The following is a 19,858-nucleotide window of genomic DNA, read 5'->3' as shown; positions in this document are numbered from 1 at the left end:
TTTTTTCGACGTGTCCGAAGGATGTCCTTTCATAAAGCCCTCCCGCCCTGCGTGCCGAAACAGGCACCGTCCCGGCGCAAAGCTTTTGTGCCGAAATTTCTTTCGTTTCAGAGTCATTTCGTATTGTTGGCTCGCGTTGCTATTTCGCGTTCCGCTCCGAATAGCGTGGACGCTCACTGATCCATACCGAAAGTAAAGATAAATAATGAGTTTTGAAGCACTAGGCTTACACGCGTCCATCGTCAAAGCAGTTGCCCAGGCCGGCTATGAAAAGCCGACCCCGGTGCAAGAGCAGGCGGTGCCGGCGGCGATCGCGGGCCGCGATCTGCTGGTCTCGTCGCAAACCGGTTCGGGCAAGACGGCAGCGTTCATGTTGCCCGCCCTGAACAAATTCGCCAACATCGAACCCGCGCCTGCCGGCCGCACCCCGGCGCAGGAAGCGCAATCGACGCGCGCCCGTGGCGAGCGCGTCCGTTTTAAGGCAGCCCAGCCGAAAATGCTGGTCCTGACCCCGACCCGCGAACTGGCCCTGCAGGTGACCAACGCGACCGAGCAGTACACCGTGAACATGCGCCGCATCCGCGCCGTGTCGATCCTGGGCGGCATGCCGTATCCGAAGCAGATGCAACTGCTGGCCAAGAATCCGGAAATCCTCGTGGCGACCCCGGGCCGCCTGATCGACCACATGGAGTCGGGCAAGATCGACTTCTCGCAGCTCGAGATCCTCGTGCTGGACGAGGCCGACCGCATGCTGGACATGGGTTTCATCGAAGACATCGAGAAGATCGTCGCCGCGACGCCGGATTCGCGCCAGACCATGCTGTTCTCGGCCACGCTGGATGGCGTCGTCGGCAATATGGCACGCCGCATCACGAAGGATCCGATGGTGATCCAGATCGCCAGTGGCACGAAGCGCCACGAGAACATCACGCAGAAGGTCCACTTCGTCGACGACCTGTCGCACAAGAACCGCCTGCTCGACCACCTGCTGCGTGACGACACGCTGGACCAGGCCGTCGTGTTCACCGCCACCAAGCGCGACGCCGACATGATCGCCGACCGCCTGAACATCGCCGGTTTCGCGGCCGCCGCACTGCATGGCGACATGCACCAGGGCGCGCGCAACCGCACGCTGGACAGCCTGCGCCGCGGCCAGGTCAAGGTGCTGGTCGCCACCGACGTCGCCGCGCGCGGCATCGACGTGCCGAACATCACCCACGTCGTGAACTACGACCTGCCGAAGTTCCCGGAAGACTACGTGCACCGTATCGGCCGCACGGGCCGCGCCGGCCGCAACGGCATCGCCGTCTCGCTCGTGAACCACGCGGAAAGCATGAACGTGCGCCGCATCGAACGCTTCACCAAGCAGACCATCCCGGTCGACGTGGTCGAAGGCTTCGAGCCGAAGCGTTCGGCCGCTCCCCGTTCGGGCGCGCGTCCGGGCTGGAAGCCGGGCGACGGCCGCGGCGGCAAGCCGGGCCAGCGCAGCTTCCACAAGCCGGCCGGTGAAGGCTACCGCGGCGGCGAGGCCGGCGGCCAGCGCGAAGGCGGCTACCGTGGCGATGCGCCCCGTCGCGAAGGCTTCCGTGCCGACGCGCCCCGTCGTGAAGGCGGCTACGAAGGCCAGCGTCGCGACAGCGCGCCGCGCCAGGGCGGTTTCGCCGACGGCCAGCGCCGTGAAGGCGGCGGCTTGCGGAGCGAAGGCGCCCCGCGCCGCGAACGCAGCGGCTTCGGCGCCCATCCGCGCTCGGCCGATTCGGCCCGCCGCACGTTCGGCGACCGCTGATCGTCAGCCTGCATGAATAAAACCCCCGGTGCCGCGAGGCGCCGGGGGTTTTTCTTTTATAACGCGCAACTGCGGAACCCCGCGAAGATGTCGTCCCGCTCGGGCGTATAGAAATTGCGGAAGTGCGGCGAGCGCAGCCGCGCCGGCGTGGCGAACGACGCGCCGCGCAGGGTCTGGCGCGTGCCGAACCACGGTGCAGAGTAATCGCGGTAGCGGTCGGCCTCGAAGCCGGCGAACGGCAGGAAGGCGGACGCCGTCCATTCCCACAACGATCCCCACGCGAAGCCCGGCTGCCGCGACGCCGCCGCGTATTCCCATTCGTCCTCCGTCGGCAGGCGGCGGCCGGCCCATGCGCACCAGGCCTGCGCCTCGTACAGGTTCACGTGGCGCACGGGTTCCGCAAGGTCCAGCGCCACCGGGCGGCCGAAGCGCACCGTGTGCCAGTCCTCCCCGTCGCGCGCCCAGTAGCGCGGCGCCGAACGCTCCTGCGTCATGAGCCAGGCGCGGCCGGCCTCGGTCCAGTATTGCGGACGCTCGTAGCCGCCGTCGTGCACGAAGTCGAGGAAGGCGGCCGTGCTCACGAGCGACGCGTCGATGGCGAACGGCGCCACCTTGACGAGGGCGGCATTCTTCTCGTTGTCGAACACGAAGCCGGACGACTGGTCGCCGCCGCGCATGAAGCTGCCGCCGGCGAACGCGACCTCGCCCGCGCCGCCCGCCACGACCGACTGCGCGCGCGGCGCCAGCGGCCCCTTTGGCTCAGGCGCGCCGCGCGACTGGAGCGTCTGCAAGGCGACCATGAACGCTTCGCCGTGCATGTCCTCGTGCGCCAGCGCCAGACGGTACGGATACAGCGCCGCGTCGTCATCGGCCTCGTGCGCGAGACGGTCGAGGATGCGGTCGAGGACTTCGTGGCAATAGGTCTTGACGGCGCCCGGCGGCGGCAGGTCGAGCGTCCAGCGCGCGCCGTGCGGAACGGTACCGGAGTCGAACCAGTCGTCGCCGCGCGCCAGCAGCGAATGGCCGCTGGCGGCGCCGGGCCGGCTGTCCAGCGCGCCGCGCAGCACGAACCATTCGGCGAACCAGGCCGTGTGCCCAAGTTCCCACAGCGGCGGATTCACGATGGGCAAGCGCGGGACGCGGGAAGCGTCGTCGTAGCCGGCGATGGCGAGGGCTTCGAACAGGGCGAGCGTATAATGCCGCGCATCCCGCAGCGCGGCGGCCAGCTCTTGAGGTCCCGCGTGGCGGAACGATGCTTGATTGACGGTCATGCATCATTGTACGACCAATTTTCGACTCCGAATCCAACCGCATGGCCCGAGCGCACATCCACATCGTCAGCCCCGCATCCGCCCGCGAAAACAACGGCAACTGGCAGACGGCCAGCCGCTGGCGGCGCCATCTGGCGCGCGATTTTCGCGTCACGATCGGCCCCGGCTGGCAACCGGGCGACGCCGTCCCCGACCTGCTGATCGTGCTGCACGCGCGCCGCTCCGCCGCCGCGCTGGCGGCATTCACCAAAGCCCATCCGGCCAAGTCCACGCTGCTGGTCCTGACGGGCACCGATCTCTATCGCGACATCCACGACGACGCCACCGCGCGCGCGTCGCTCACCCGCGCCGGCGCGCTGGTCGTGCTGCAGCCGCGCGGCCTGGACGAGCTGCCGCAAGCGCTGCGTTCCAAGGCCCACGTGATCTACCAGTCGGCCCCGCGCCTGCGTCCCGCCCGGCCGCGCCTGCCGCGCGACGTCGCCATGATCGGCCACCTGCGCGCCGAAAAAGATCCGCAGACATTCATGGACGCGGCCCGCCTGCTCGACACGCCTGGCGTGCGCCTGCTGCACATCGGCGCGGCACTGGACCCCGACCTCGGCCTGCGCGCGCGCGAAACGGAGGCCGCCGCGCCGGCCTACCGCTGGCTCGGCGCCCTGCCCCACATGGCGACGCGGCGCCGGCTGCGCCACTGCCACGCGATGGTGATCGCGTCGCGCATGGAGGGCGGCGCGAACGTCATCATCGAAGCGGTGACGAGCGGCGTGCCGGTGCTCGCATCGAACATCTCCGGCAACGTCGGCATGCTGGGCGAGGACTATGCCGGCTTCTTCCCGCCCGGCGATGCGGCGGCGCTGGCCGATCTCATCGAACGCAGCGTGCTCGACGCGCGCTTCATCGAGCGCCTGCGCCGCCAGTGCGCCGCGCGCGCCAAGCTGTTCGCACCGACGGCGGAGCGAGCGCGCCTGCTCGACTTGGTGGATAATCTGCTGTTACCGCGCGACGCGCCCACCTGAACCTTCGAACAACGCAGGACGACAAGAGCCCCGTATGAACACATCTGCCGACCAACCCATCAAACTGACCTCGTTCTCCCACGGCGGCGGCTGCGGCTGCAAGATCGCGCCCGGCGTGCTGTCCGAGATCCTGAAAAAGTCGAGCGGCTTCCCCGTGCCGAAAGAGCTCATGGTGGGCATCGAGACGGCCGACGACGCGGCCGTCTACAAGCTGAACGACGAGCAGGCGCTGATCGCCACGACCGACTTCTTCATGCCCATCGTCGACGACCCGTTCGACTTCGGCCGTATCGCCGCGACCAACGCGATCTCGGACGTGTACGCGATGGGCGGCACGCCGATCATGGCGCTGGCCCTCGTCGGCATGCCGATCAATAAACTGCCGCTGGAGACGATCGGCAAGATCATCCAGGGCGGCGAATCGATCTGCGCGGAAGCGGGCATCCCCATCGCGGGCGGCCACACGATCGATTCCGTCGAACCGATCTACGGCCTCGTCGTCATGGGCCTCGTGCACCCGTCGAAGGTCAAGCGCAATGCCGATGCGCGCGCGGGCGACGTGCTCGTCCTCGGCAAGCCGCTGGGCGTGGGCGTGCTGTCTGCCGCGCTGAAGAAGGACCAGCTGGATGCGGACGGCTATGCCGCGATGATCGCGAACACGACGAAGCTGAACAAGCCGGGCAAGGCGCTGTCGGAACTGCCGGGCGTGCACGCGCTGACGGATGTCACGGGCTTCGGCCTGCTGGGCCACCTGCTCGAACTGGCGCGCGGCGCCAAGCTGACGGCGAAGCTGGACATGGCCAACATTCCGCTGCTGCCGGGTGTCGAGGCGCTGGCCCACGCCGGCTATTTCACGGGCGCGTCCGGCCGCAACTGGGATGCGTACGGCCGCGACGTCGAGCTGGGCAGCACCGTCACGGACACGCAGCGCGTGCTGCTGACCGACCCGCAGACGTCGGGCGGCCTGCTCGTGTCGTGCGATCCGGGCAGCGTCGACGAGGTGCTGGCCCTGTTCCGCCGCGAAGGCTTCGGCGACGCGGCCGTGATCGGGTCGATGGAAGCCGGTGCGCCGAAAGTCCTCGTTGGCTAAACAGTAAATAAACCGCCGTCGCGGTCCGGATGCGTCGCGTCCGGATCGATGTCCAGGACGACGCCGTCCGCGCCGAGGATGCGCGCGGGCAGCAGCTGGATGATGTCGTAGCGCTTCTGTTCCGCGTACTGCCGCGAGCCGGCGAACGTGGTCGATTGCGACAGCCAGGACAGGTTCGCGGCGCCGCTCTCGACCAGGTTGCCGCAGCACAGGCCCGAGCCGTAGACGCCCACCCGGTACGACGGCTTGCCTTCCGCCGCCACGTACAGCGCGGCATGCACGCCCGTGAAGTAATTACTGACCGCGCCATCGAGGTCGGCCTGCGTGGGATCATAATCGACGGCGAAATAGATGGCGGAGCCGAACGGCTGCTTGACGACGTCGCGCGCCATCCGGAACGCGGCCGCGCCGTCCGCCAGGCCCTGTGCGCGGGTGAAAAAGCCGGCGCGGGTGCCGCCCGTTTCCCACACGGCGCCGATGGCGAGCCCCGCCTGCGACAGCGCCCGCGCCTCGCCCAGCGACAGGTTCTTGGCCGCGTTGTGGCTGTAGTAACGCAGCGCGAAATCGTAGCCCTGCGCCTTGAGCGCCTGCGCGTGGCGCGTCAATTCCATCGTCGTGTCCAGACCTTTCAGTACCGGCATACGGCCTCCCTCCTGGCGACATGAAGCGCGTACTGTGCCACTCGACTGCCCTTGCGAAATTGACTGTTCGCAAAAACCGCTTGTCGTAAAACGGGCGCAACCGTGGTAGCCAAACGACAACACAGGAAACGCTTGACACACCAAACAAAATTCACTTAGAGTGGAGAAATGTTCTCCCCTCTGCCTCTGTCGACTTCCCTATCGCTTGCCGGCGCGCTAACGCTGGCAGCCCTGCTACTACGCGCGTAAATCGCCGCTGTCCCGCCCGGCCAAGCTTGCCGGATTCGTAGCCCAAGGAAAGTTGTACCGATGTTTGCCACTACCTCATTCACGCTGTCTGTCATTTTCGCCGGAACGTTCCTGCTGTCTGCCGGCGCGCGTGTGGGTTTTCGTTCGCGGCTAACACTACCGATCGGTTGCCGGGCCTAGCGTCCCGTGGCCCGTCCGGCAGCCCCCGCCACAACGATCGAAACGACACATACACCAGCATTTAGAAATCAGGAGCCACCGCCATGTTGACCAATCCTTCCGCCAAATACCGCCCCTTCCCCGCCGTCCCGTTGGCCGACCGCCAGTGGCCGAACCGCATCATCGACAAGCCGCCGGTCTGGATGAGCACCGACCTGCGCGACGGCAACCAGGCGCTGATCGAGCCGATGAGCCCGGAGAAGAAACTGCGCTTCTTCGAAAAGCTCGTGCAGATCGGCGTGAAGGAAATCGAGGTGGGCTTTCCGTCCGCGTCGCAGACGGACTTCGACTTCGTGCGCATGCTGGTCGAGGAAAAGCGCATCCCGGACGACGTCACCATCATCGTGCTGACCCAGGCCCGCGATGAACTGATCCGCCGCACCGTCGAATCGTGCGTGGGCGCCAAGCAAGCCATCGTCCACGTCTACAACTCGGTCGCGCCGGTGTTCCGCCGCGTCGTGTTCGGCATGAACCAGGACGAGATCCTGCAGATCGCCGTGAACGGCACGAAGCTGATCAAGGAACTGGTCGCCCAGCATCCGGACACGAAATGGGGCCTCGAGTATTCGCCGGAATCGTTCTCGACGACGGAACTGGATTTCTCCAAGCGCATCGTCGACGCCGTCGTCGACGTGTGGCAGCCGAGCGCGGACAACAAGGTCATCGTCAACCTGCCGTCGACCGTCGAAGCGGCGACGCCGAACGTGTACGCCGACCAGATCGAATGGATGTGCCGCAACCTGAACCAGCGCGAAAACCTCGTGATCAGCGTGCACCCGCACAATGACCGCGGCACGGCCGTCGCCGCCGCCGAGCTGGCCGTGATGGCCGGCGCCGACCGCGTCGAAGGCTGCCTGTTCGGCAACGGCGAGCGCACCGGCAACGTCGACCTGGTCACCCTCGCGCTGAACCTCTACACGCAAGGCGTGCATCCGGGCCTGGACTTCTCGGACATCGATGCCGTCCGCCAGCTCGTCGAGGAATGCAACCAGATCCCCGTGCATCCGCGCCATCCGTACGTCGGCGACCTCGTATTCACCGCGTTCTCCGGTTCGCACCAGGACGCGATCAAGAAGGGCTTCGCGAAGCAGCAGGCGGACGCCATCTGGGAAGTGCCGTACCTGCCGATCGACCCGGCCGACCTGGGCCGCAGCTACGACGCCGTGATCCGCGTGAACAGCCAGTCCGGCAAGGGCGGCATGGCTTACCTGCTCGAGCAGGAATACGGCCTCGAACTGCCGCGCCGCCTGCAGATCGAATTCTCGCGCGTCGTGCAGAAGCATGCCGACGCCACCGGACGCGAAGTGGCCGCCTCGGACATCCACGCCCTGTTCTCGCGTGAATACTTCGAACAGGAGAACGCCGCCTACCGCTACGTCTCGCACCGCCTGGTCGAGAACAGCGAGGGCGAGGAGCGCGTGCAGATCGACACGACCGTGCAGCACAACCGCGTGACGGAAGCGCGCCACGGCACCGGCAACGGCCCGATCGACGCCTTCGTCAACGCACTCGGCCTGGACATCCGCTTGATGGACTACCACGAGCACTCGATCGGCTCGGGCGCCGATGCGCGCGCCGCCTGCTACGTCGAGCTGCGCCTCGCGAACGGCCCGACCCTGTTCGGCGCCGCCATCGACAGCAATATCGTGACCGCGTCGTTCAAGGCCGTGCTGTCCGCCGTGAACCGCCAGCTGGCCCTCGCGGCAGAACAGGCACCGCAACGCGCGGCGTGATCCTCGCTTAATTCGCGCCGACGGCGCGGCAGGCCTTCGCGGGCCGGCCGCGCCGTTTTCTGCTCAGGGGCGCCATGCACCCTTGTCTTTTCACGGCGCCGTGCGCAACGGCTGCGGCTCCGTTCCCTGCCCCTTCTGGCCCACACGCTCGTATTCCGCGATCACCTGGGCACCGAACAGCAGCAGGCTCGCCGCGATCTCGAGGCTGAACATGACGACGATCGCCGTGCTCATCGAGCCATACACGACGTTCACCTTGGACAAGGTCGTGAAGTACCACACGAGCACGTGCCGTGCGATTTCCCACAGCAGCGCCGCCGTCACGCCGCCGACGAGCGCGTGCGACAGCGACAGCCGCCCCACCGGCATCACGAGATAGATCGACGTCAGCACGAGGATCTCGCCCGCGAGCCCCAGCAGGTACAGCAGCGCACCCGACACGCCGTGCAGCGACCACGTGTGGCCGAACAGTTCCACGCTCTCCGACCCGATCACCTGCAGGGTCCCGGCGACGAGCGTCACGATCATCACGCCGAAACCTAGAGCGAGGATGTAGCAGTACGGGAGCACGGCCGACACGAGGAAGTGGCGGCGGCGCACGGCCACGCGGTGCACGAAGATCACGCTCATCGCGTTTTCCAGCACGGTGAAGGCGAGTGAGCTGAAGAACAGCATCGTGAAGCCGAGCACCCACGTGATCAGGTCGCGCGTGTCGAGGAAGTGCGCGACCTCTTCCACCATCGGGCCGGATTGTCCGGGCACGATCAGTTCCAGGTAGCGGCGCAACGTGAGCAGCAGGTTGACCTGGTCGATGAAGTGCGACAGCACGACGACGACCAGCATCAGGAACGGCACGATCGACAGCAGCGCGTAATAGGCGACGGCGCCCGCGAGCAGCAGGCCCTGGTTGGCCCGGAACGCGCGCATGCACTGCAGGGTAAAGTCGAGCGGATGCGCGACGATCCACGCATTCGCGCGCCGGTTCAGCACGCGCAGGCGCAAGCCGCTCGCCGGCTTCATCGCGCGAGCCTGATCCCGCTGAACTGCCAACGCGCGCCGGCCGGGAAAAAGTTGCGGTAGGTGGCCCGCGCGTGGCCATGGGGGGTGGCGCACGACGAGCCGCGCAGCACGTATTGGTTGACCATGAACTTGCCGTTGTACTCGCCGAGCGCGCCCGCGGCCGGGGCGAAGCCGGGATAAGGCGCGTAGCTGCTCGCCGTCCACTGCCAGCACTCGCCGAACATCTGCGCGAGGCCCGCGCTGCCCGCCGCGCGCGGGTGCAGGTCGCCGCAGGTCAGCGCCGCGTCGCGCGCGGCGAATTCCCACTCGCTTTCCGTCGGCAGGCGCGCGCCGCGCCAGCGCGCGTACGCGTCGGCCTCGTACAGCGAGACGTGCGTGACGGGCCGCGCCAGGTCCAGCGCCTGCAGGCCGTGCAGCGTGAATTCGCGCCGGCGTCCGCCCTCGTTCACCCAGTACAGCGGCGCCGCGATCGCGCCGTTTGCCACCTGGTCCCAGCCGTCCGACAGCCACAGCGCCGGATCGCGGTAGCCGCCCGCCTCGACGAACTCGAGGTATTCGCCATTGGTCACGAGGCGCGACGCGAGCGCGAACGGATGCAGGTACTGGCGGTGCCGCGGGCTCTCGTTGTCGAAGGCGAAGCCCGTGCCGCCGTGGCCGATCTCGGCGAGGCCGCCGTCGAAGTCTATCCACGCCAGCGGCGGGGTGGGGCCGGAAGCGGGCAGCGGCGAATCGATGTAGGCCGGATACAGGGGATTCTGCGCCAGCAGATGCTTGACGTCCGTGAGGATCAGTTCCTGGTGCTGCTGCTCGTGCTGCAGGCCCAGTTCCACCAGCGCGGCCAGTTCGCCATCGCCGCGCGCGGACGCCATCAGGCCCAGCACGCGGGCGTCGACGGCCGCGCGGTAGGCCAGCACCTCGGCCAGCGTCGGCCGCGTGAGAAGGCCACGCTGCGCGCGCGGATGCTTCGCGCCGACGCCGTTGTAATACGAATTGAACAGCACGCGGAACGCGGGATTATGCGGCTGGAAGCCGGGTTCGCGCGGTTCCAGGACGAAAGTCTCGAAGAACCAGGTCGTGTGCGCGAGATGCCATTTGACGGGGCTCGCATCGGGCATCGACTGCGCCAGGCAATCCTCGGGCGTCAGCGGTTCGGCCAGGTGCAGCGAGCGTTGCCGCACATGTTCGAACGCGGTGGACAGGTGGTGTTCGGAAGCTCCCATGGCCGCTCCTTGGTGCGCTCGGTGGGCTCAGTGGGATAACGCCCGCGCGTAGATCACGGCGAACCACTGCTTCGGATCGGTCCACACGCGCGTGGCCGCGAAGCCGGCCTGGCCGAGCAGTTCGATGGCGTCGCTCTGGCGGTATTTGTAGCTGTTCTCGGTGTGGATCCATTCGCCGGCCGCGAACCGGCGGCTGCCGCCGCGCCACGTCACCTGCTGCACGGTCTGTGCTTCCAGATGCATCTCGACGCGGCCCTGGGCCGGATTGTAGAAGCCGCGGTGGCGCCACTGGCGGATGTCGAAGTCGGCGTCCAGCAGGCGGTTCACGTGGCGCAGCACGTTGAGGTTGAACGCGGCCGTCACGCCCAGCGCATCGTCGTAGGCGGCGTCCAGCACGGCGTGGTCCTTGACGATGTCGATGCCGATCAGCAGGCCCCCGTCGCGCCCGCATTGCGCGTGCACGCGCTGCAGGAATTCGCGCGCTTCAAGCGGCGTGAAATTGCCGATCGACGAACCGGGATAGAAGAACAGCCGGCGCTCCTCGAGCACGCTGTCGGGCAGGTCCAGGCTGGATGAGAAATCCATGGCGACCGGCCTCATGTCGATGTGGCGGAAGCGCTGGCGCAGGCCCTCGACGGCGTCGTGCAGGAACTCGGCCGAGATGTCGACGGGGACGTACTGGCGCGGCTGCAGCAGCGGGAACAGGCCGGCCGCCTTGGCGCAATTGCCGGCACCCAGGTCGATCAAGGTGCAGCCGGCGCCGACCGCGCGGGCGATCTCGGCGCCGTGCAGGTCGAAGATGCCGGCTTCCGTCCGCGTGGGATAGTACTCGGGCAATTCACAGATCGCTTCGAACAACTTCGAGCCGAGCGGGTCGTACAGGAACTTGGGCGAAATGCAGGCCTGGCGCATGCGCAGGCTCGCGTCCAGTTCGGCGGGTACGTGCAATCCATCGTTTGCTGCGGGCACTGCGGTCGACGTAGCGTTCAGCATCGGGTGTCCTCGGAGGTGCGGCCGCACCGCGCGGCCGGCGAAATGTTGCCGTTCCGGCCATGATACGCGATTCCGCGATTCCGCACGCGTACCCGTCGCAGCATGCCGCCCCCGGCGCTTGTTGCCAAAATTCGGGGTCAGCGCGCTTTTTTCCCTACATTCAGGGGCGGAGCACCCTTTGTCAGCGCACGCGAAACAGCGGAACGGCGAATCAGCGGAACGGGGCACATTCATCGTCGCAAACCGGCGCGCCCAAGCTGACGCCAATGTATGGACTGCCAAAGCGCAATTACTCAGAAAAGGGCTCTGACCCCGGATTTTTGCCGCATGCTACAGTAGCGGTTTTGCCAACGCGGCATTTCATGCTCGAACTCGTCAACCTCAGCAAGTCCTACGGCGGCCGCACGGTGCTGGCCGCCCTCTCGCATCGCTTCGAACCGGGCGAATTCGTCGCGATCATGGGCGAGTCGGGCGTGGGGAAATCCACGTTGCTGAACCTCATCGCCGGGCTCGACGCGCCGGACGCCGGCGAGGTGAAGGTCGACGGCACGCCCATGTCCGCGCTCGACGACGATGCCGCCACGCGGCTGCGGCGCACGCGCATGGGGTTCATCTTCCAGGCGTTCCACGTGCTGCCGCACCTGACCCTGGCCCAGAACGTCGCGCTGCCGCTGCTGCTGAACGGCAATCCCGACCGGGCCCGCGCCGCGCAGATGCTGGATGCCGTCGGCCTGGCGGGGCGCGACGCCGACTTCCCGCGCCAGCTGTCGGGTGGCGAATTGCAGCGGGTTGCCATCGCGCGCGCCCTCGTGCACCGCCCCGCCCTGCTGCTGGCGGACGAGCCGACCGGCAACCTCGACCCGGAAACGGCCGACGGCATCCTGCACCTGCTGCGCGCGGAGATCAAGGCGAGCGGCGCGGGCGCCATCATGGTCACCCACTCGCACGCCGCGGCCGCCATGGCTGACCGGACGTTCGTCCTGACCCGCTCCGGCTTGAGGTAACGTAAATTCGGCCGGAAAGACGCCCGTTATGGCGTTTTAGTCATGAACAGTGCGGCGGTGTTGTCAACTCCGTAGTAGCATTCCAACAAACCCACCAGGCATAAGTCAGCAATACGAATACGGTCGGGCTGGATTCCGCTCGGACTGGGCATCAACCGGGCGAATCCGCAACTCTCCAAAACAGTCGATCTGTCTTGAATATCCATCCACCCAGGAGGAATTCATGAGTGTACGGCAGAAAAAACAAGAGTTGCTCGAGGCGATGCATCGCGCCCGGGCCATGGAGCCGTCGAGTTTTGTTCCGAACAAATTGCTCGACACATTGATTCAACGAATGCAGCTGAAGAACGACGCGGAACTGTGCCGCGTCCTGGAGGTCCAGCCGCCCATCATCAGCAAGATCCGGCACCGCAAGCTGAACGTCGGCGCCACGATCCTGCTGCGGATGCATGAAAAGTCGAATATCCCGATCCGCGAGCTCAAGGAATTGACGGCCGAAGCGCGCACGCAGCCGCCGCCCACGCACCATTGACGTCACTCGCCCGGCGGGCGTCCCGTCTTGAGCTGCGGCAGGCTGTCGAGCACGGCGCGCAGGGACGCCATGTCGAGCTGGCCGAGCAGCGCCACGCCGATGCGCAGCAGTTCGCTTTTCTTGACTTCGAAGCCGGCCTTGAGGCAGGCCTGCTTGACGGTGCCGAACACCGCGTATTCCTGCTCGGGCATCGTGAAGCTGTCGCGCACGAGGCGCGGCCGCGCCGGGGCCGCCGCGGGCGCGGCTTTCGTGCGCACGGTTTTCGCGGGCACGGCAAGCGCGCGTGCCGCCTGCTGGGCGACCTTGGCCGGGCTTGCGACCTTCGCACGCACCGTCTTCGCCGGCACCGCCTTCTTCGCCGCAGCCGCTTTCGCGGGCGCTTTTGCCGGCGCAGCTTTCGTTGCGGCCTTCTTCACGGCCATGGGCTTCTTCGCCGCGGGTTTCGCGGCCGCCTTGGCCGCCGTCGTCCTCGCCATCGGGACCTCCTTCTTCAAACAAGCCAAACAATATATATCATTTGGCCCGTGCGCGGAAGGGCGCACATCAGGATTCGGCGTCGCGGAATTCCTCGGCGATGGCGGCGAACTGCCCCTCGATCTCGAAGAACGCGTCCAGCACGTCCGGATCGAAATGCGTGCCGCGGCCCTTGCGCATCACGTCCAGCGCCTGCTGGTGCGTGAACGCGGGCTTGTACACGCGCCGCGAGATCAGCGCGTCGTACACGTCGGCCACGGCCATCAGGCGCGCCGAGAGCGGAATCTGCTCGCCCGCCAGGCGGTCGGGATAGCCCGAGCCGTCCCACTTCTCCTGGTGCGAGTGGGCGATCTCGCGCGCGAACATCAGGAAGCCGTTGGTGCCGCCGACGTGCTTCTCGACGAGCATGATGGTGTCGCGCCCGTACACGGCGTGCAGCTTCATGACCTCGAATTCCTCGCGATCGAGCACGCCGGGCTTGAGCAGGATGCGGTCGGGGATGCCGACCTTGCCGATGTCGTGCAGCGGCACCGAGCGGTACAGCAGCTCGATGTTCTCGTCGCTGAGGTCCGCCGCGAAACGCGGATGCCGCTGCAGGTGCCGCGCCAGCGCGCGCACGTAGTGCTGCGTGCGGCGGATGTGATGGTCGCCGTTTGTCACGGCCGCGTTGTCGCGCGTCTCGGCCAGCGTCCCCATCGCCATGATGATCGCTTCCTGCATCAGCGCCAGCTGCGCCGTGCGGTCCTGCACGAGCTTTTCCAGGTTCCCGTTATGGGCCTGCAGCTGGCGCCGCGCCTCGAGCAAGGTCAGTTGCGTGGCCACGCGGGCGAACAGGATCGGCGGGCTGATCGGCTTGGCGATGTAGTCGACGGCGCCCAGCGACAGGCCCATCGCCTCGTCCTCGACCTGGTTCTTCGCCGTCAGGAAGATCACGGGGATGTCGGCCGTGACGGCATTGGATTTCAGCTGGCGGCACGTCTCGTAGCCGTCCAGGCCCGGCATCATCACGTCGAGCAGGATCAGGTCCAGGCCAGGCGTGGCCTGGGCGATCTGCAGCGCCAGGCTGCCGTTGTTGGCAACCTTCGTGTTGTACTTGTCCTTGAGGAGGCGCGACAACAGCATGATGTTGTCGGGCGTGTCGTCGACGATCAGGATCGTCGGCTTGCCCTTGTTGCCGGGGTGTCCGGTGGCTGCAATATTCATCAGGTTTCCGCGGTATCGGGGCGGTTGGCGGCGGCCGTATCGGGCAATTGCTGGCGCGCCTCTTCGAATTCGTAACGCGACAGGTGCCGTTCCAGGCGCGCCATGTGATCGAAGTCGAGGACACCGGCCAGCAGCGGGCGCACCGTCTCGAAGTAATCGAGGGCGTCGCCCGAGTACTCGGCCAGCAGCTGGTCGAGCTGGGCGACGGCCTCGAACCCGCTGCCGTCCGCGCCGGACGCCACAGGCGCGGGCGCGGGCGGCGCGGCGGCGGCGGCGCGGGCGAAGTAGCGGTCGAGCGAAGCCATCGTCGCGTCCACGGCCGCCTCCAGCGCGCGCACGCCGGCCGCGAGACGGCCGCGGTCGGGCGCGGACAGCGCCAGCCCCTCTTCCACCGACTGCGCCAGCGTCTGCAGCTCGCGCGCCCCGATATTGCCGGCCACGCCGCGCAGCAGGTGGGCGCGCGCGGCCGCCTGGCGCAGGCGCCGCGCCTGGTAGTCGGCGCGGATCTGGGCGCCGGCGTCGCGTTGGGTCGCGCGGAAGCGGTCCAGCAGCTGCACGTACAGGGCGACGTTGTCGGCCACGTGGCGCAGGCCGTATGCGGAATCGATGCCGGACAGGGTCGACAAGCCCGGCAAGGTCGGCCCGTCCGGCACGACGCTGCCGGGCGCCGGCGGCGGGACGGCCTGGCCGATCCAGCGCGCAAGGGTGGCATACAGCTTCTCCGGCTCGACGGGCTTGGTGATGTAGTCCTGCATGCCCTCGCGCAGGCAGCGCTCGCGGATCTCGGCCAGCGCATGCGCCGTCATGGCGACGATCGGCAGCTTGTCGTAGCGCGCATCCTTGCGCAGTTCGACGGTGGCCGCGTGGCCGTCCAGCTGCGGCATCTCCAGGTCCATCAGCACGAGATCGTAGGCTTGCGGACCGCCCTCGCGCAGCATGGCGAGCGCCTCGATGCCGTTGGCGGCGACGTCGACATCGATGTTCTGCACCTGCAGCAGTTCCAGCGCGATCTGCTGGTTGACCTGGTTGTCCTCGACGAGCAGCACGCGCGCAACAAAGCCGTCCGCCTCGCCGAATTTGCCGTGCCGCCGGTGGTGGACGTGCGACGCGCGCGGCGGCGCGAACAGGGCGACGAGCGTGTCGACGAGTGCCGACTGGCCGATCGGCTTGCACAGGAAGCCGCGGATGCCCGCGCCTTCCGCCTCTTGCTGCACTTCCTCGCGGCCGAACGCCGTCACGAGCACGGTCGACGGCGGCCGGCGCAGCACGGGATTGCCCGCGATGCGGCGCGCCAGTTCGATGCCGTTCATGCCCGGCATCTGCCAGTCCGTCAGCACGACGCTGTACGGGTCGCCCGCCGCGTCGGCCGCGAGCAACGCGCTTTCCGCCTCGGCGCCGCTGGACGCCACGTCGACGCGCAGCGGCAGCGCCTGCAGCGCCTCGCTCATGATCTCGCGCGCCACGTCGCTGTCGTCGACCAGCAGCAGGCGCGCGCCATCGAGTTCCGGCGGCGCCACGGCCACGCGTTCCGGCTCGCCGGACAGGGGGAATTCGAGGTCGAAGTGGAACGTAGAACCCTTGCCCGGGTGACTGGCGACGACGATGCGCCCGCCCATCAGGCCCAGCAGCTGCTGCGAGATCGACAGGCCCAGGCCCGTGCCGCCGTATTCGCGCGTCGTGCTGCCGTTGGCCTGGCTGAACGCGCGGAACAGCTTGCCCTGCTGCTGCTCGCTCATGCCGATGCCCGTGTCGCGCACGGCGAAGCGCAGGGTCACGTAATCGTCGCGGAAGCGGTCCCGGGACGGACTCTCGATGCGCGTGCACGACAGTTCCAGCTCGCCGGCCGGCGTGAATTTGACCGCGTTGTTGACGAGGTTGATGAGGACCTGCCCCAGGCGCAGCGGGTCGCCCACGAGCATGCGCGGGATCGCGTGCGGCACGTGGAACAGGTATTCGAGGTGCTTGTCGGCCGCCTTCTGACTCGTGACGCTGGCCACGTTCGCGAGCACGTCGTCCAGGCAGAACGGGATGTGCTCGACGTCCAGCTTGCCCGCCTCGATCTTGGAAAAGTCGAGGATGTCGTTGATGATCCCCAGCAGCGACAGCGCGGCGCGGTGGATCTTGCCGACGTAGTCCTGCTGCTTGGGCGAGAGATCGGTCCGCAGCGTGAGATAGGCCATGCCGATGATCGCGCTCATCGGCGTGCGGATCTCGTGGCTCATGTTGGCCAGGAATTCGGACTTGGCGACGTTCGCCGCCTCCGCGCGCACGTTGGCCGCGACGAGCGACTGCTCGCGCTCGCGGCGTTCCGAGATGTCGCGGATGAACGAGCAGAATTCGTAGTCGTCGCTCGTGGCCAGCTGCACGCGCGTGATGGCCAGCTCGATCGGGAACTCGACGCCGTCGCGGCGCAGCGCATACGTCTCGATGCGGCTGTCCAGCACGCCGCCCACGCCGCTGCGTTCGTAGCGCGCGAGGCCGTTGCGGTGCGCGGCGCGGTGCCGTTCCGGGACGATGCAGGCGTCGAGGTCGCGGCCCAGCACCTCCTCGCCCTTCCAGCCGAAGATTTTTTCCGCCTGCGCATTCCAGCCGACGATGCGGCCCTGGCGGTCCATGCGCACCACGGCGTCCAGCGCCGTGTCGACGATGGCCTGCAGCTTGGCCTGGCTGCCCTGCGCCATGCGCATGGAGTCGACCAGCTCGCGCGTGCGCGCGGCGATCTTTTGTTCGAGGTCTTCGTTCAGGTCGCGCAACTGCTGTTCGATCACGCTCTTTTCGCGCAGCAGGCCGTTCGTCACCTGCTCGGCACGGCGCAGCCGGTTCAAGGTGTCGCGGAAGCTGCGCACGGCGGACGACAGGCGGCCGATCTGGTCGCGCCGGCCGATGCCGGACAAGTGAATGTCGGTCTCGCCGCGCGCCAGCTTTTCCAGCGCTTCCTGGATGTCGGCGAACGGCTGCGTCATGCGGCGCCCGATCAGCAGCACGCACAAGGTGATGGTGAGGGTCAGGATCAGGTTGCCCGCCACGGTCTGGATGATCTGGCGGCGCAGGTCGTCGTCGATCTGGCGGCGCGAGATCGCCAGGTCGATCGAGCCGACAAGGTAGTCGCGGCTGCCGTCGTGGTACACGACTTTCTGCCGGATGCGTTCGGCGCCCTCCTCGCGCGCGCCGGAGCCGAGCGCCGCGAGCACCGTGCCGTTCGGCGCCAGCACGTGCAAGGTGATCACTTCCGGCGTGCCGCCGAGCGCATCGACGACCGAGGCCACGGCGGCGCCGTTGATGTCGAACAGCGGACGCGCCAGCGCGTGCGACAACACCGTGGCCTGGCGCTCGACCCGTTCCGACAGGCGCGCGCCGGCTTCGCGGCGCAGCGCATGCATCACCCACGTGGTGTACGCCGTCGTCGACAGCGCCACCGCCAGTACGATGCCCGCGCCGAGGCGGAACACGATGTTCTGGCGCCAGCTGTCGGCGAGCCCGCGCACACGGTCACGCAGCCGCGCGCGCGCGCGCCGGGTGCCGGCGGGCGGCGGAGGATTAATGGGAGCCTCCCTGCTGGCCGGCCAGTTCGCGCTCGCGCTTGCGGTAGGCTGGGCTCGTGCGCACCTCCTCGATCGTCTTCCAGATGCGTTCCGCCAGGTCCGGATGCTGCGCGACGAACGCGTGCGACAGCAACAGGTAGTACGGCTTTTCGATCAGCGCCACGGGCAGCACTTCGATGTCTTTCGCATAGGCGGTGCGCATCAGCCGCACGGCGTCGCCGCCGCCGACGGCCGCCGCCACGACGCGGCCGGCCAGCAGTTTCTGCACCAGTTCGTCGGCCTGCTGGCTGCCCTCGTCCACGGGCACGTTCTGCGCGCGCAGGAAGTCGCCGACGGAATAGCCGAGCTGGAAGCCGATGCGGCCGTCGACGTTGGCGAAGCGCTTGCCGTCCCAGTCGACGCGCGTGCCCTTGCGCCGCATGAGCACGTAACTGTCGACGTGCATGCGCTTGTCGGGATCGGCCTGGCCCTGGTCGCCGTGGGTACCGGGGTAGCCCCCCAGCGCGAGCCGCTCGCGGCTGAAGCTGACGGCGAACGCGCCGCTGACCTGGTTCGCCTTGACCTGTGCGAGACAGCGCTTCCAGGGCATGCTCTGGTAGTCGAACACGAGCCCGAGCCGCCGTCCGACCTCACCCAGCAGTTCGAAATTCAGCCCGCCGCCGTCCAGCGTGCGCCACGGCAGCACCTCCTGGCGTTCGAAGCACAGGGGGACGGTGGCTTGGCCCGCCGCGAACGATGGCGCGCCGGCGCCGAGACAACAGGCGATCAATCCATAGCGAAGGAAACGCGGCATGGGACGGTATGGCGACGGCGGCAAAAATGATTAAAAACAGACAACAGTATGCCAGACCTTGCCAAAAACCGTCACGCCTGCCGTCAGGCCGCGAGGGCCGCGCGGCCGTGGCGCAACTCGGCCAGCACGCCGGCGCGCAGGCCGGTCTTCGGCACTTCCAGCTCGTCGATCTCCAGCTCCTCCATGAGACCCAGCAGGATCGCCAGCGCGGCCGTCACGTCGCGCAGGCGCAGCGTCCCGAGACCGGCCAACGGCGCCCCGCCGCCGCCCTGGGTCAGCGCGCGCGCTGCCAGCGCCTCGAGGCGGGCGCGGGTGATCGGGCCGCCCAGGTCGTTGTCGACCAGCAGCCGCGCCAGCGTGTGGATGGTGCCGGACGCGCCGCACGCGCGGTCGCGCCGTCCCGGTCCGAAGGCCGGGGCTTCGTCGCCCAGCTTGGCGCGCGTGGACGCGATCGCGGCCGCGAACGACACGGCGTCGATGCGGCCGCCGCCGAAGAACGTCAGCGCCAGGCGCGACGTGCCCAGGCCCAGCGACGCGACCTTCTGCACGCGGCGCCCGCTGCCCAGCGCCAGCTGGGTCGAGCCGCCGCCGATGCCCAGCACCAGCATGCGCGCTTCGCCGTCGGCGGCCGTGCCGTCGGCCACGCCGAGGTAGGTCAGGATCGCCTCTTCCTCGCCGGACAGCACCTGGACGGGGTGGCCGAGCAGTTGCTGCGCGGCGGGCAGGAACAGATGGCTGTTGCGGGCCATGCGCAAGGTGGACGTGGCGACGACGCGCACCGCGGCCAGCGCGTGGTCGTTCAGCCGGTCGCGGATGGCGCGCAGGCAATCGAACGCGGCGTGCATCGCCTCCGGGCTCAGGCAGCCCTGCGCGTCCAGCGCCGCGGCCAGGCGCAGCGGGGCGTGGAAACTGTCGAGGGGACGCAGGATGCCGTCCTCGACAGCGCCCACCAGCAGGCGGAAGCTGTCCGATCCGAGGACGAGTGCGGCGTGGATGGGAGATGTGGTGCTCATGCAGACTCCGAAGTCGAAAACGGCGCCACGATAGCGGGGCTGGATGACGGATCGATGAC

The 19,858-nt window shown here is 67.9% G+C and carries 16 protein-coding genes; 6 read left to right on the top strand and 10 right to left on the bottom strand.

Annotation, left to right across the window (positions count from 1 at the left end):
• Positions 1-205 precede the first annotated feature (205 nt).
• Entirely contained in the window at positions 206-1,786 is a 1,581-nt protein-coding gene (locus BVG12_RS29860; protein WP_075795573.1) for a DEAD/DEAH box helicase, read from the top strand.
• A gap of 56 nt (positions 1,787-1,842) precedes the next feature.
• Here the strand turns inward: BVG12_RS29860 and senA are convergent, their stop codons facing one another.
• Positions 1,843-3,057: a selenoneine synthase SenA gene (gene senA, locus BVG12_RS29855; RefSeq protein WP_229503752.1), complete on the bottom strand. Its 1,215-nt coding sequence runs from the start codon at positions 3,055-3,057 to the stop codon at positions 1,843-1,845.
• Positions 3,058-3,098: 41 nt separating this feature from the next.
• On the opposite strand from senA, the gene senB reads away from it, so the two are divergent.
• Both senB and selD read left to right on the top strand, forming a co-directional pair.
• A complete protein-coding gene (senB, locus tag BVG12_RS29850) occupies positions 3,099-4,073 on the top strand; it encodes a selenoneine biosynthesis selenosugar synthase SenB (protein WP_075795572.1) in 975 nt (324 codons plus the stop codon).
• A gap of 34 nt (positions 4,074-4,107) precedes the next feature.
• On the top strand, positions 4,108-5,163 hold the full coding sequence (gene selD / locus BVG12_RS29845; protein ID WP_075795571.1) for a selenide, water dikinase SelD: 1,056 nt from the start codon (positions 4,108-4,110) through the stop codon (positions 5,161-5,163).
• Here the strand turns inward: selD and BVG12_RS29840 are convergent.
• Positions 5,160-5,804 carry a DUF1906 domain-containing protein gene (locus tag BVG12_RS29840; RefSeq protein WP_075795570.1) on the bottom strand — a complete coding sequence of 215 codons (645 nt, stop codon included), beginning with the start codon at positions 5,802-5,804 and terminating at the stop codon, positions 5,160-5,162. The genes selD and BVG12_RS29840 overlap by 4 nt on opposite strands.
• A gap of 512 nt (positions 5,805-6,316) precedes the next feature.
• Here BVG12_RS29840 and leuA point away from each other — a divergent pair.
• Positions 6,317-8,005, top strand: coding sequence for a 2-isopropylmalate synthase (gene leuA, locus BVG12_RS29835; RefSeq protein WP_075795569.1), 1,689 nt, complete (start codon positions 6,317-6,319; stop codon positions 8,003-8,005).
• Positions 8,006-8,095: 90 nt separating this feature from the next.
• Here the strand turns inward: leuA and BVG12_RS29830 are convergent, their stop codons facing one another.
• Genes BVG12_RS29830 through egtD form a run of 3 tightly spaced genes read right to left on the bottom strand, consistent with a single transcriptional unit; the run spans position 8,096 to position 11,238 of the window.
• A complete protein-coding gene (locus BVG12_RS29830; protein ID WP_075795568.1) occupies positions 8,096-9,025 on the bottom strand; it encodes a YihY/virulence factor BrkB family protein in 930 nt (309 codons plus the stop codon).
• Complete coding sequence (gene egtB, locus BVG12_RS29825) at positions 9,022-10,245, bottom strand: ergothioneine biosynthesis protein EgtB (protein ID WP_075795567.1); 1,224 nt, start codon at positions 10,243-10,245, stop codon at positions 9,022-9,024. The genes BVG12_RS29830 and egtB overlap by 4 nt, the downstream gene beginning before the upstream one ends.
• A gap of 27 nt (positions 10,246-10,272) precedes the next feature.
• Positions 10,273-11,238 (bottom strand): L-histidine N(alpha)-methyltransferase, encoded by a 966-nt coding sequence (gene egtD, locus BVG12_RS29820; protein WP_075795566.1) that lies wholly within the window; start codon positions 11,236-11,238, stop codon positions 10,273-10,275.
• 362 nt (positions 11,239-11,600) lie between these two features.
• Between egtD and BVG12_RS29815 the strand changes: the two genes are divergently transcribed.
• Both BVG12_RS29815 and BVG12_RS29810 read left to right on the top strand, forming a co-directional pair.
• On the top strand, positions 11,601-12,242 hold the full coding sequence (locus BVG12_RS29815) for an ABC transporter ATP-binding protein (RefSeq protein WP_075795565.1): 642 nt from the start codon (positions 11,601-11,603) through the stop codon (positions 12,240-12,242).
• A 223-nt stretch (positions 12,243-12,465) separates the two neighbouring features.
• A complete protein-coding gene (locus BVG12_RS29810) occupies positions 12,466-12,774 on the top strand; it encodes a hypothetical protein (RefSeq protein ID WP_036234245.1) in 309 nt (102 codons plus the stop codon).
• Positions 12,775-12,776: 2 nt separating this feature from the next.
• Here BVG12_RS29810 and BVG12_RS29805 read toward each other — a convergent pair whose 3' ends face one another.
• From BVG12_RS29805 to BVG12_RS29785, 5 genes are all read right to left on the bottom strand, one after another.
• Positions 12,777-13,250 (bottom strand): hypothetical protein, encoded by a 474-nt coding sequence (locus tag BVG12_RS29805; RefSeq protein WP_075795564.1) that lies wholly within the window; start codon positions 13,248-13,250, stop codon positions 12,777-12,779.
• Positions 13,251-13,317: 67 nt separating this feature from the next.
• Positions 13,318-14,451, bottom strand: a complete 1,134-nt coding sequence (locus BVG12_RS29800) for a response regulator (RefSeq protein WP_075795563.1) — start codon at positions 14,449-14,451, stop codon at positions 13,318-13,320.
• Entirely contained in the window at positions 14,451-17,936 is a 3,486-nt protein-coding gene (locus BVG12_RS29795) for a response regulator (RefSeq protein ID WP_075795562.1), read from the bottom strand. The genes BVG12_RS29800 and BVG12_RS29795 overlap by 1 nt, the downstream gene beginning before the upstream one ends.
• 52 nt (positions 17,937-17,988) lie before the next feature.
• Positions 17,989-18,786, bottom strand: a complete 798-nt coding sequence (locus BVG12_RS29790) for a substrate-binding periplasmic protein (RefSeq protein ID WP_075795561.1) — start codon at positions 18,784-18,786, stop codon at positions 17,989-17,991.
• 83 nt (positions 18,787-18,869) lie between these two features.
• On the bottom strand, positions 18,870-19,799 hold the full coding sequence (locus BVG12_RS29785; RefSeq protein ID WP_075795560.1) for a Ppx/GppA phosphatase family protein: 930 nt from the start codon (positions 19,797-19,799) through the stop codon (positions 18,870-18,872).
• Between the last annotated feature and the right edge of the window lie 59 nt (positions 19,800-19,858).

This window comes from Massilia putida, from assembly GCF_001941825.1.
Classification (GTDB): domain Bacteria; phylum Pseudomonadota; class Gammaproteobacteria; order Burkholderiales; family Burkholderiaceae_D; genus Telluria; species Telluria putida.
The sequence above is the reverse complement of the archived record's forward strand: the minus strand, read 5'-3'. Positions and strand labels throughout refer to the sequence as shown.

Excerpts from the sequence above, each read along its gene's own strand:
- BVG12_RS29860 (WP_075795573.1), top strand. The coding sequence starts at position 206 with ATGAGTTTTGAAGCACTAGGCTTACACGCGTCCATCGTCAAAGCAGTT.
- BVG12_RS29815 (WP_075795565.1), top strand. The coding sequence starts at position 11,601 with ATGCTCGAACTCGTCAACCTCAGCAAGTCCTACGGCGGCCGCACGGTG.
- BVG12_RS29805 (WP_075795564.1), bottom strand. The coding sequence starts at position 13,250 with ATGGCGAGGACGACGGCGGCCAAGGCGGCCGCGAAACCCGCGGCGAAG.
- BVG12_RS29830 (WP_075795568.1), bottom strand. The coding sequence starts at position 9,025 with ATGAAGCCGGCGAGCGGCTTGCGCCTGCGCGTGCTGAACCGGCGCGCG.
- BVG12_RS29810 (WP_036234245.1), top strand. The coding sequence starts at position 12,466 with ATGAGTGTACGGCAGAAAAAACAAGAGTTGCTCGAGGCGATGCATCGC.
- egtB (WP_075795567.1), bottom strand. The coding sequence starts at position 10,245 with ATGGGAGCTTCCGAACACCACCTGTCCACCGCGTTCGAACATGTGCGG.
- senA (WP_229503752.1), bottom strand. The coding sequence starts at position 3,057 with ATGACCGTCAATCAAGCATCGTTCCGCCACGCGGGACCTCAAGAGCTG.
- BVG12_RS29840 (WP_075795570.1), bottom strand. The coding sequence starts at position 5,804 with ATGCCGGTACTGAAAGGTCTGGACACGACGATGGAATTGACGCGCCAC.
- egtD (WP_075795566.1), bottom strand. The coding sequence starts at position 11,238 with ATGCTGAACGCTACGTCGACCGCAGTGCCCGCAGCAAACGATGGATTG.
- leuA (WP_075795569.1), top strand. The coding sequence starts at position 6,317 with ATGTTGACCAATCCTTCCGCCAAATACCGCCCCTTCCCCGCCGTCCCG.
- BVG12_RS29800 (WP_075795563.1), bottom strand. The coding sequence starts at position 14,451 with ATGAATATTGCAGCCACCGGACACCCCGGCAACAAGGGCAAGCCGACG.
- senB (WP_075795572.1), top strand. The coding sequence starts at position 3,099 with ATGGCCCGAGCGCACATCCACATCGTCAGCCCCGCATCCGCCCGCGAA.
- selD (WP_075795571.1), top strand. The coding sequence starts at position 4,108 with ATGAACACATCTGCCGACCAACCCATCAAACTGACCTCGTTCTCCCAC.
- BVG12_RS29790 (WP_075795561.1), bottom strand. The coding sequence starts at position 18,786 with ATGCCGCGTTTCCTTCGCTATGGATTGATCGCCTGTTGTCTCGGCGCC.
- BVG12_RS29785 (WP_075795560.1), bottom strand. The coding sequence starts at position 19,799 with ATGAGCACCACATCTCCCATCCACGCCGCACTCGTCCTCGGATCGGAC.